Origin of the sequence: Fibrobacter sp. UWR3 (assembly GCF_900143055.1) — a bacterium.
In the GTDB taxonomy this organism is placed as follows: Bacteria; Fibrobacterota; Fibrobacteria; order Fibrobacterales; family Fibrobacteraceae; genus Fibrobacter.
The window spans coordinates 14477-27158 of sequence record NZ_FRCW01000014.1 but is presented as its reverse complement, the minus strand read 5'-3'; the positions used below and the strand labels follow the sequence as shown (position 1 = coordinate 27158).

Genomic DNA, 12682 nt, shown 5'->3' with positions numbered 1-12682 from the left:
CTCCTATCTAGTCGTCGTTCTTTACGCATCGAACAGAGTTATGCCTATGCCGGGAACTGTTGTCGTAACTTCCAATGCCCGTAAAGCTCGCGCTCATGGTAATTTCAGTGTGTAAATGGTATCTTGGCGTGGCAGCAAAATACGCCTCAGATCCCCAATCATCAAAAGCCCATCCCATGTTCAAGGAATTAAAATATATGCCACAGGGCAACGCCGAAAAACCTACCGGGTCCTTGTCCGGGACCGACTTGCCCCAGCCCTGCCTAGACCTCAGCATATCGGCAGTCTTGTCCGTGTTGCTGCTATAGTATTCCGTAATGATATGCTCAAATTCATCCGTACTGGGGATGTGCCAACCATCGGGACAAATGCCCTGGTGCGGGTCTACAATCATCGCCTTCGCCGTGACGGAATCCATGGATTCGTTGAGGTTCATGACGGCAGCCCAGTCGTACAGCCTTCCGCACACATCGCAATGCGCTTCCTTCTTGCTATTGCAGATGTGGCCGCCGCTCAAGTTCGCAACAAGCGTACTGTCCTCGTCTTCCTTGTTCTTGTAGCCCTTGAAGTTCAGGTTCTGTGCCATCCATACCTTGTTCCCTATTTTCACAGTCGCGTATGTCTGCCCATCACGCGGGTCGGTCATAGTCCCGTAGTCGATATCCGGATTGAGCCGGAACTTTACAGGGACATCAACCGACCAAGGGCGAGCCTCAATCCACGTTCCCTTCCCATTGCAATAGTATTCAAACTTAGAGGCGCCAATGACCGTCTTTTCCGTAGTTCCGCAGACCGGAAAATCCAACTTGTACATATCCCTATCCATAACGGTAGAACGGTCCCACTCCTTTCCATCGCAGGTATAGAAACCGGACGAGGAGGTATCGGACGCGACCCTGAAGACATCCCCTGCACGGTCCGAAGTACAGGCACCGCGCCCACTGACCGTATCGAAGAACTTTATCAGGTTCACCCTTATGCGGTCACGGTTCGCATGCCTAGAATAGACGTCCCCCAAGCAAGCGAGACCGACACAGTTGTAGAACGTGCTGGCCAGCCCGGAAGCAAGTTCATCCCCCAGGTTGAGCGTACCGTCTGTAACAAAGGCATCCGACCAGAAATCAGTCCGCAACGCATTACCCAACCAAGAGATGGATTCCGTCGTTGCAATTGTCGCCGCCCAGTACCCACCTTCCGTCTCGTCATGCAGCACATCAATCCTTTCCAGGTCATGGAAGGCCTCTTCGACATAGAAGGCCTTTCGCAAGTCGCTTTCCGCCTGCGCCTTGGCTTCGTCAAACGACAAGCCTTTTTCGCGCACCAGGTACTTTACCCTCTTGTAGATAAAGTTCATCGCCGAATTCACATACAGGGAATCCACCCCCTTCAGGTTGACTACCGCATACTCGTCTACGTAGTACCTTATCGTAGAGTTCGTGCCGTCATTCACCCTAACGTGTATCTCGGCGTACTCGATATCTTCGGGGAGCCCCCGGACACTGAACCGGTACCCAATAGAGTCAATCTTTCCCACGTACGAAACCGTAGAATCCACATATTCCAGTTTGCTTGTCAGCGCACGTACCTCGATGGTAGGCATTACCACATGCCCGACAAAGCCTTGGTACACGCCCGCAATCGCCTTCCCGGGAATGTCCTCGTAAGCGATGGAAGATGAGCTTGCCAGCGAAGAACTGGAGGATTTCACGGAAGAGGAACTGCGTACACTCGAAGAACTGGACGAGCGGGAGGACGAATAACCGGACGAAGACCCTTTGCCGCTGGAACTTGAACCTTTCTTGCTGGAACTGGAACCACTCTTGGAATCAGCAGAATCCTCGTCACCTTCGGAATCGCTCGAATCGTCTTCCAGGGAGGAACCGTCGCCACGGGCGATAAAGCCAGAATCGTCGTCACCACAGGAAGCCATGACGAACAGGAACGCCAATACAAGAATCTGCAGGAACAATTGTTTTTTCATAACCCGAAGTTTCCTCCTACTTATTATAACACAATAATAAATAATTTACCGGTCACGGCGCGCAAAGAACTCCGCGACAATCGTGCCGCTTATGGAATGGTACGCGCAGCTGATGGCACACGGAACCACGCAAATCGCTGCCTCCGGGTGGGCAGCCACGTTCTCGGGGTTCGCGAAGAAGGCAGCCGCAAGCACGGTCGCCATGCCCGCATTCTGCACGCCCACTTCGATAGCGATGGTGCGCTTCTTTGCGGTGTTGAACTTGAAGATGCGCCCGACGGTATAGCCCAGCACGTAGCCGAGCCCGTTGTGGAAAAACACCACCGCAAGCACGAGGAACAACAGCGAAAGCCCGTTCGTAAGCAGGTGCGGGCGCACCGTCACGATGACACCGCCCACAATCAGCGCAAGGCCAATCACGCTAACCGCGGGCATATTCGCACGCACTTCCTTGAACACAGGGTTCTTGCCCAGGAAATAGTTGCAAACAAAGCCAACCAGAATCGGTGCAACCGTCACGTACAGGATGTTCAGGAACATCCCCTTCGCGTTCACGTCGATGCTCGTATCGGCAAGCCAGAGCACGAGCAGCGGGGTCATGAGCGGGGCAAGCAAGGTCGAGACCATCGTCATGCTCACGGAATACGTCACGTCCCCTTTGGCAAGGAAGCTCATCACGTTGCTCGAGACGCCACCCGGGCAGCAACCCACAAGGATTATGCCCACGGCCAGGTACGGGTCGAGCCCGAAAACCTTGGTGAGGGTGAAGGCCACCAGCGGCATGATGGTGTACTGCGCGCAGGCCCCGAGCAGAATGTGGAGCGGCTGCTTCATGAGGTTCTTCACGTCGTCGACGGTGATGGTAAGACCCATGCTGAGCATGATGACGCCCAGGATGATGGAACTCGTGTTGCCGTGAACCCAGCCGAACGCGACCGGGAGGAAAAAGGCGACCACCGCGGCGCCGATGACGACCAGAGATGTATAGGTAGAAAGGAAACGGCTGATAGCCCTGATAATCTTGAGCATGCGCAAAATATAGCATTGTGGCGGGTCCGTGGCAACCCATTTTACAAAACCGACCGAGCGAGCGATAAATAAGTAGAGAGGCAATCCGCGCGGATTATCTTTTTTTTCGGATTGTCACTTTACTGACATTTTTTTTGAGTATATTAAGCCTATGCTACATCTTAAATTTGCATTGAATCTGGAACATCTCGCCGACGAGATGATCGACACGCTCACAGCCGCCTGGACCGACCCGTTCAACGCCCCGGTCGTTATATTCCCAGACCCGAAACTGGAACAGTGGTTTCGCCTGCGCTGGATGAAGAAGAAGGGCGTGCTCGCCAACCTGAACAAGAGCACCATTGACAGGTTCCTGTTCGATATCCTGGTGGGGGAAGGTGTCGTCACGGACAAGGAAGGTAAAACAACCCGCCTCTGCAAACTCTCGGCGGATATCCTGATGAACGTGATTCTCGCCTACCTGACGAGCGAAACGGACGGTATCCCGAACTACAAGCGCATCGACGACGAAGTGACCCGCTACCTCACGAACGCGAACGACCCGGAGGGAGGACTTGACGAAAACCACCTGTTCGATTTTGCCCTGAAGATGGCGTCACTCTTCCTGGAATACGAGACGAGCCGCCCGAGCGGTTTCGCAAAAAATGCTAAAGGCAATGTAGAAGGCATTCTCGACCACTGGAAAGCGGGTAAACTGCAGCCGTTCTTTGCGAATTTCAACGGCAAGCTCGCGGGGCGCGAGGCATGGCAGCAAAAGCTGTATTCGGCCATTTTCCACAAGCAGGGCGACAATGTATCGCTGTTGACCCGAGCTTTCAAGGAAATGTCCCAAAAATTGCACGAAAATCGGAATTACCTTACCATCCCGTACCTCTTCGAGGCTCTTGAAAACGGTAAATTCAACGAAGAAAAACTTCCGCACGGTAACAACGGCAAGGTTCTCCCCGTCTTTATCTTCGGACTTTCGGGTATGGGGCAGTTCTACCGCGTCATATTGCAGAAATATGCTAGCGAGCACGACGTGTACGCGTTCATCCAGAATCCGTGTATGGAATTCTGGGAAGACGCGTTTACCGCCCCTGAGAAGATTTGCAGGAATTGGGAAGTTTCCAAGACCGGTGAATGGAAATCGGGTACCGGCGATGCCGCGCACATCAGGGACAAGATGAAAATCATGGAAACGGGGAATCCCGAATCCGGCGACCCGACGACGGACATCGAGGATATCTCCGAATACGCTGGCAACGGCACGCAACCGGCAGAAAACGACCTGCTCGTAAACTGGGGCCGTTCCGGACGCGACAATATAAAACTCTGGTGCCAGGCGACCAACTACGATTTCGACTTCAACGGCATTTTTGACAGGGAGGGGCGCGAAATCGAATTGCCGCAAGACACCCTCCTGCACAAGGTACAATACGCCGTCGCACATCGCGAAAACAACATGGACGGTCTCGAATCCTGCGTAGGCGACGGCACCCTCGACGTGACCGCGGCACCGACCCGAATCCGCGAAATCGAGAACCTGCATACCCAAATCTGCAAGCTGCTCAGGAAGGGCGCACGCGTCGAGGATATCCTGGTAGTATCGCCCTGCCTCGACGATTACCGCACGGCAATCAATATGGTGTTCGACCAGAGCGAAACGATGCGCATCCCGTTCTCGATAGTCGATTCGCCCGCAAGGAGTTCCCTGACCGAAAATGCACTCGCGAGCCTGTTTACCGTTCTCGACCAGAAGGGAATTTCCAGGCCCGACTTCTTTGCGCTGGTCCGCAATCCCGTTGTGCAGGCGGTCCGCAAGATTACCAACGAGGAGGTGGACGCCTGGCAGAACTGGGTATCCGAAACGAATACGTTCCGCCCCCGCGACAAGCAGGATGACTGGGACAAGGTCAAGAACCGCCTGCTGATGGCCCAGATGACGACATACGACGTCAAGTTCGACGGCGATACACTACGGCCCTTCTCCGATATGGCCTGTTCCGACAAGGCGTCGCTCTGCAAGTTTATCGACTGCATCGAAACACTTGAGGATTGGGTGGAATTCGGCAAGAACAAGTGCAGCGACCTGGAAAAGCTCACGGAACATCTCGACAAGTGGATTGCCATGCCGCACGTTCCCGATGCACTCAAGAGTGAAACCATCGTCTACAGGCGCGTCGCCGACGCGATTGCGCTTCTCGGCTGGCAGAATGCGGCCGGCCAGAACGAAATCTCGATGAAAATCGTGGAACAGACCCTCCTTACCGCCGCACAGGGAACCGAATACAGTTGCGGGAACATCTTCGTGAACGGGATTACCTTCATGAAGTTCGCCCCGAACCGCACTCTCCCCGTAAAGCACCTGTTCTTTATCGGCGCCGACGCGATGTCGTTCCCGGGGGCAAAACAGCACAATACGCTCGACCTGCGCAAATCCTGCAAGCCCTGGCCCGGTGACGACTCGCCCGTACTCAAGAACCGCTATGCGTTCCTGTGCCAGCTCATGAGCACGGGGGAAGGTTTCCACCTGAGCTACGTGAACAAGGATATCAAGAAGGATGCGGAACTGTACCCGTCGTCGGTGGTAAACGACCTGCGGAAATTCATCGCCGTGGAATGGAAGGAGACGGAGATTAAGCTCGACGAGACGCGCGATGTAACCGAACTGTTCACGCCCAAGAGCCTGCGCAACAAGGAAGCGTACGAATGGATGCGCCTCTCCGAAGAGGAACACCAGGAAAAAATCAGGAAGCGCCGCAGGGAAAGGCTCGGAAAGCTGGACAAAAACAAGCTGAAGGAATACCTAGTGCGTATTCCGGAAAGGGTCGGCTTCTACACGCTCGCAAGCTTCCTCAAAGACCCGTTCCAGTTCCGCATCTCGCTCATGTTGATTGACGAAGATGACGAGGATGTCGAGAAGGAACTTTTCGAACCCGTATATTTCGACCATCTGGATACAAGCATCGTGCTGAAGAAGGCGCTGGCCGCCGAACTTTCGGGAGAATCGGAAGAACTCGAAAACTTCAAGAAAGACCTCGAACTGAAGGGAAAGACGCCTAACGGCGAATTCGGGGCAATCCAGTGGCAAACCATCGACGCCAAGAAGAAGCTGATTCTCACCCAGATGGGCGGCACTCCCGAGGCGCCCGGCCTCGTGCAGGACATTCAGGCAAACTGGTCGTATGGCCAAAAAATCCAGGATTTGCAATTCGCACGTACCGACGGTTCCCAGTGGCTTCTCTCCGGCAAGCTGGACTGGAGCAACGCAAAGAAAATCGAAGACGTGACAGAAATAATCGAGGTCAGCTCGACTAGCAGCAAGAACGAAAAAATTTCCTTCGACAAGTACATGTCCCCCTATATCAAGGCGCTCGCCGTCATTACGTACAAGGGCACCGCCAAACCCGAACTTGAAAATACACCGCAGACAATCGGCGTCTCCATCTATTCCTGCGACAAGGAAATGAGCGGCCCCGCAAAGACGAGCGTAGTCATGACTCCCGCAGACGCCCGCAAGAAAATCGAGACCATATACGCCACCGCATTCGGTGACGAGGCGACAAAATCCATGCCGTTCAGCAAGGCAGTCCCTGCCGACCTCATCGGCGAACTCAAGGAAAAGAATATCTTCAGCTACGCCGAAAAGCTTCTGAGCGATTCATGGGCATTTTTCGACAAGAAGAGTCTTTTCAACCCCTTGACCGATGTCGGATTCTCTCCCGATAATTTCGCAAGCGAATGGGACGAGGCGACCGATAAAATGAACAGGCTCATCGCCATCAAGAAGTATAAGAGGTGAGTATGTCCGAAGAAATCAATGAATTCAAGATAAACAAGTTCACTCCTTCCAAGAGCATCTACATCGAGGCTTCCGCAGGCACCGGCAAGACATACACTATCCAGCTGATAGTCGCGCGCATGCTTACCGAGGGCACTCCGCTCAAGAAAATCCTGATCGTGACCTACACCGAAAAGGCGGCGGGCGAACTGAAGGACCGTATCCGCAAGAAAATCGACGAGGTCCTGCAGAAGGGCAGAATCGACAAGAGCGAGCCCGAACTTTCGCCCGAACAGATGGCGAATTTCCGCAAGGCCTATCAGGACGTGGACAACGCGGCGATATTCACCATCCATTCCTTCTGCCAGAAGGCGCTCAAGGAGTACGCCTACGATGCGGGCAGACCGTTCGACATGGCGATGGTCGACGATTCCGCCGTCGAGGACATGGTAGACCAGTACATTCGCGACAAGTGGAGCAAGGATGACGAATTCATCGCCCTGCTGAGAGAAGCAGAAAGCGCTTCCAGCCTTATCGAGAACCTGAAAAGCTATTTCATCAAGGCTGTCGATATGTACAAGGGAGTCGACGCAAGCGGCAAGGAAGTCGTCACGATTGACGAAGTCGAAATGCCCAAGCTGGGCGAAAAAGCGCTGTCGCTGGAAGAACTGCAAAAGATTGCGCAGGCGAAGAAATTTGAAGAACTCGTGTCTACCCTTCATCTGGAAGGCCATCTTGAAATTTTTGAAGCAAATACGGACAAATTCTTCACAAAGAAAAACACAGGGCCGATTCCTGAATTTCTCAGCAGTCTAAAGAAATGGAAAAAGGGCACTCCGTTATACGATGGTTCGTTCAAAGATGGAAAATGCCCGCAAGAAGACTGGCCCAAGAATATGTATGCGTCTTTTTGCTACCTAAAGGAACTCAAGGGATTCCTTTCCGACATCGACAAGAAGGTTGAAAAGGTCAAGCTCCACAAGTTCCTTATCGCCCACACGCCGCAACTTTTCGACGCATGGCAGGCATACAAGGCCGAAAACAAGTTGCAGTCGTTCAACGACATGATTCTTTCGGTCCACAAGGCCGTCATGGAGCCCGGCAGTGCGCTCAAGGAACGCCTCAGCGCGCAGTACACCTACGCCATCATCGACGAATTCCAGGACACGAACCAGCTGCAGTGGGATATCTTCAGCAATGTGTTCCAGAACTTCGTGGTAGGCGACCCCAAGCAATCCATCTACAGTTTCCAGGGCGCCGACGTGAACGTGTACAAGAAGGCGACAGGCGAAATCGGCAAGAAAATTGACCTCGTGCACAACTTCCGCTCCACGGACGGGATTATCAACGGCTGCAACGCGCTATTTTCCGGCAATTATTTCGCACCCGCAGAAGGGATGCCCGAACTCGTGAAGTTTACGGATTCATACCCTCCCGAAGGCGAGAACGCAGGCCAGAAGAAGAAGGCGCCCGAAATCGACGGCAACGAAGTCCGCTCCATCTGGCTCAGCGAGAAGGACATCTCGGCAGACAGCTTCGCCGCAACGGCAGTCGCGCATATTATCGACTGGTGTTCCTTCCGCGAAGACGGCAAGACGACGCGCCTCCAGGTGTTCGACAAGGATTACGGCAAGCCCGGTCACGATTCGGTACTCAAGAACGTGACGTTCAAGGATTTCGCCATTCTCGCAAAATCCCGCAGCGAGATGGAAAACATCGAAAGCATCATGCGGAGCGTGGGCGTCCCCTACACGCAATACAAGGAGACGAACCTGTTCCGCAGCAGGGAATGCGCCGAATGGATTTCGCTCTTCCGTGCGATAAACGCCCCCGATTTTTCTTCATGGAACAGGCAGCTGCTCAGCGAAGTGCTCATTACCGACTTCTTCAAGGATGTCGTCGCCGAAAGGGAACGCGCCACCCGCGGCTCGGAACAGTCCAGCGGCCTCGAGGAACTGCACTACGCCGAAAGCAAGGAATTTGACGACCCGAACAACCCGGAACGCCTGCAGATTGCCTCCTGGAGGACCCTCGCGCTGAAACGCCGTTACGCCGAAATGCTGGAACGCATCTACGACGACACGCAAATAGAATACCGCCTGATGGATGTTTCCCGGTTGCAGAGCATGGCCCGCCTGCGCCAAATCGGCAACTACGCCATCGACTATCTGTACAATCACAGGTGCTCGCTCGACGACCTTATCCGCCACCTGCAGGGGCTCGCCCGCTACGAGGAATCTGCCGACGACGAGAACGGCGACCTGGTCGAAAAGGGCAGCGACTTCAACGCCGTGCAGGTAATGACCATCCACGCGTCCAAGGGGCTCGAATTCCCGGTAGTCATTTCGGTCGCGGGCTTCAAGCAGTTGCCTAATTCCAAGCCGCCCTACATCACCCACGGCAAAGACGACTCGCTGCACCTCGGCTTTGGCGACACGGCGAAGGAATGCCGCCAGCGCGAAGAGATGGAAGAATGGAAACGCCTGTTCTACGTGGACTTCACACGCGCATCTTCGCTGTTGCTTATCCCGCGTTACGACGTGTGGTACAAATCCGGTGGTGAAAAAAGCGGACACTTCAAGCATGTCCACTTCCTGATGGACGCCCTCGAGAACTTCGCCGAAAACAGCAAGGGCCTTTACGACAGCCTGCTGAAAAAAGACCAGTGGGTCACCGCACAGGAAGGCATCGCCGAAAAGGCGAACCTCGTCAAGGACATTCTCGCCAGGACAAACGAGGCAAACAGTAATACGGTCGACCTCGACAAGGCCATCACGGAACAGAAGGTGGAAATCGCATCCCTGCAGGGGAAGGTCGCAAGCGCAAGCATAATGCAGTATTCATACTCCTCGCTTTCCGGCCGAGCCGAGACGCCCATTGCCGAAGCCGACGACAGCCGTACCGAAAAGGAAGGCGAATCTACGGCAGAAGAAATTCCCGTACCGGGTATGGAAAACTACCCGCGCGGGACAAAGGTGGGCGACGCGCTCCACAACATTCTCGAACGTATGCGCTTCAAGGCATTCGGGGAAAGGTTCAAGTCCCTCGAAGATGCGCTCGGGCACAACTCGAATATCGAAACATCAGAACTCGAGAACGTCATCGAGGAAGAATTCAAGGCGCAGTCGCTCCCGATTGCCGCCCACAAGAAGGAATGGACCGAAATCACCGCGCGCCTCGTGTGGAACACGCTGCACGCAAGCCTCCCCGTAATCGAGGGTGCAGAAATCCACCGCGACGCAACCTTCAGGCTGGTAGAACTCCCCCTAAACGACCACAAGCCCGAAGTGCAGTTCGGCATGAACGCCTATGCCGGGAACCCGGAGGATAGCGGCACGGACGCGCCCCCTGCAGAAACCGAGGCGCTTACGATTCTGCACCGCGTGTGCAAGGGTTTCATCGATCTGCTTTTCGTGCGCGAAGTCAACAAGCAAAAACGTTACTCCATCCTTGACTGGAAATCGGACTCGCTCGAAAACTACAGCGACGCGGAAATCAAGAAAAAGGTGGACGAGGACTATTCCGTCCAGCGGGTGCTCTACAGTTACTGCCTTATCCAGTGGCTCAAGCAGTTCTACGGCAAGCGCGCCGACGGATCGGGCAAAGGCCTCGACGAACAGCAGATTTTCGAGCAGCACTTCGGCGGCATTTACTACGCATTCCTCCGCGGTACGGACGGTGCCACGAGCAAGGGAATCTATGCGCACACCTGGAAGGATTACGCATCCCTTGAAAAGGCATACGGAGAAGTCAAGAAGCTGATGAGCAAGAAAAAGAAGGACGAGGGAGAAAACTAATATGGATACGAAGATGATAGATACGTTCTTTGGCACGCTCAAGGATATGCGCGGCATCGCCGAACTCGACAAGCACCTCCTTCACGCACTGTTCCGGATGCAGCCCGACATCAGTGAATCCACACAGAAATTCCTGTGCCTCTGCTTTTCGCTCTGGGACGACGGCAACACACGTGTGCCGCTAGATGCAGGCGAATTTTCAAAACGCTGGACGCGCAAGTGGAACGGACTGCTCCTCCTGAAGGAAACTGCCGGCAACGCGGCCACTTCCACAGACGGAATTGACGATTTTGAACAAATTATCAACACGGGTGTAAAAGACATACTCCACAACTGCGCCAGCAAATTTACAAGCATCATTTCTACTCTCGAGACAAGCGAAGTCAGCGAAGGCGCCATATCCACCCCGCTCATCCTGACACGCGTCGCGGGCGAACTTCCCTACCTGTACCTCGACAGGCTTTTCCGGGCAAAAATCCTCATCGAGAAATACGCCGGCACGCTCTTCAAGGACGGCAGCGACAAATTGCCGAGCGAGGCGGATATCGAAAGCATCCAGAAAAAGATTGCAGGCATCGCCACGTACAAGAAGGGCGGGCAAGTTTTCCCGCTCGAACTGAATGCGGAACAGGCGCAAGCCGTAATCCGCGGGCAGCGCGAAAACCTCATCATCACGGGCGGGCCCGGCACCGGCAAGACAACTGTCGTGCTTTACATCCTGTGGAGCATCCTGACCCAGGGCGACCTGAAGACGCCCAACGACGAAACATGCAGTTATTCCATCTACCTCGCGGCACCCAGCGGCAAGGCGGCCGACCGCATGCAAGAAAGCCTGCAGAACGGGCTCAAGGGCATAAGGGATGAATTCAAGTACGAGGCCGGTTCGGGCAACACCGCCGAGAAGAAGGAATCAAGAGTCTACAAGAAGCTCAAGGATCTTGAAGGTTCCACCATCCATCGCCTGCTCAAGTATTCCAGGAGCAACAACGGATTCTCGTACAACGCGAAGGAACAGTTCTCCGAAAAATCCATCTTCGTGATTGACGAAGCGAGCATGATTGACATCAACCTGTTCGCATCGCTCCTGCAGGCAATACCCGAAGGGGCGAAGATATTCATTCTCGGTGACCCGTACCAGTTGCCTTCCGTAGACGCGGGCGCCGTGCTGGGCGAAATTCTCAAGCCCAAGTCAAAGAAGGATTTTACCGTCAGGCTCACAAGGTCGAACCGCTTTACCGACGATTCCGTCATCGGGAACCTCGCAAAAGAAATCAAGGCATGCGCCGAAAATGGCACCGCCATGACCGCACCCGCCTTTGCCCCGCATCCGGCGCTTGATAGCACCGTAGCGCCGGACGCTCCCGCGAAAAACTCCGGCACGGAAGTTCCCGTGCAAAGCGAGAACCTCCCGAAGGACGCGGTATTCTACTACTCGCTCCCCGCAGGTACGCAAACCAAGAAGCAAGAAACCGAAACGCTCGAAAAGATTCTGCATTCCTGGATGGGCGATTTCTATAAACTTCCGCAGATGGCGCTCGAAATCGACCCGGAAAATCCAAACCAGAGCAAGTGCGAGGAAATCTGGGAACTCTCGCTTAAAAAGAGAATCCTCTCGGCGGAACGTCGCGGAATTTTCGGCGTAGAGCAAATCAACAAGTCCGCGGGCAAGCTCATCCGGGATTACGGCGCCAAGAAATTCTCCGACCGCTATTTCCCGGGAGAGCTCCTGATGATAACCCAGAACCAGGCGATGTACAAGCTGTACAACGGCGACACGGGCATCGTGGTGTACAAGGATTCCACGCCGTACATCATGCTCAGGAAGGCGAGCGAGAACGAAACGGGTTTTGTATTCTATCCGCTTTCATGGTTCCCGACCGAAGCCATCGAGCCCGCCTTCGCGATTACTATCCACAAGTCGCAAGGCTCCGAGTACGATCACGTGACGATGTTCCTCCCCAAGCAGGAAGGCCACCCGCTCCTGAACAACCAGATTCTCTACACGGGCATCACGCGCGCAAAGAAGACCGTGACCATCATCGCGACTCCCGAAACGTTCAAGGCCGCCTGCGAGACGGTCATCGAGCGCGACACGGGAATTGAGTTGTAGAG

At 54.4% G+C, this 12682-nt stretch carries 5 protein-coding genes; 3 read left to right on the top strand and 2 right to left on the bottom strand.

All coding sequences use genetic code 11. The features are described from left to right. Positions 1–7: 7 nt before the first annotated feature. Both BUA44_RS14190 and BUA44_RS14185 read right to left on the bottom strand, forming a co-directional pair. Entirely contained in the window at positions 8–1981 is a 1974-nt protein-coding gene (locus BUA44_RS14190; protein WP_143152022.1) for an FISUMP domain-containing protein, read from the bottom strand. A 45-nt stretch (positions 1982–2026) separates the two neighbouring features. After that, on the bottom strand, positions 2027–3010 hold the full coding sequence (locus BUA44_RS14185; RefSeq protein ID WP_072813427.1) for a bile acid:sodium symporter family protein: 984 nt from the start codon (positions 3008–3010) through the stop codon (positions 2027–2029). A 151-nt stretch (positions 3011–3161) separates the two neighbouring features. On the opposite strand from BUA44_RS14185, the gene BUA44_RS14180 reads away from it, so the two are divergent. Genes BUA44_RS14180 through BUA44_RS14170 form a run of 3 tightly spaced genes read left to right on the top strand, consistent with a single transcriptional unit; the run spans position 3162 to position 12680 of the window. Then, positions 3162–6794 carry an exodeoxyribonuclease V subunit gamma gene (locus BUA44_RS14180; RefSeq protein ID WP_072813341.1) on the top strand — a complete coding sequence of 1211 codons (3633 nt, stop codon included), beginning with the start codon at positions 3162–3164 and terminating at the stop codon, positions 6792–6794. 2 nt (positions 6795–6796) lie between these two features. Then, on the top strand, positions 6797–10570 hold the full coding sequence (locus tag BUA44_RS14175; protein ID WP_072813339.1) for a UvrD-helicase domain-containing protein: 3774 nt from the start codon (positions 6797–6799) through the stop codon (positions 10568–10570). Between the two features lies 1 nt (position 10571). Next, positions 10572–12680, top strand: coding sequence for an ATP-dependent DNA helicase (locus BUA44_RS14170; protein WP_072813336.1), 2109 nt, complete (start codon positions 10572–10574; stop codon positions 12678–12680). Positions 12681–12682 lie beyond the last annotated feature (2 nt).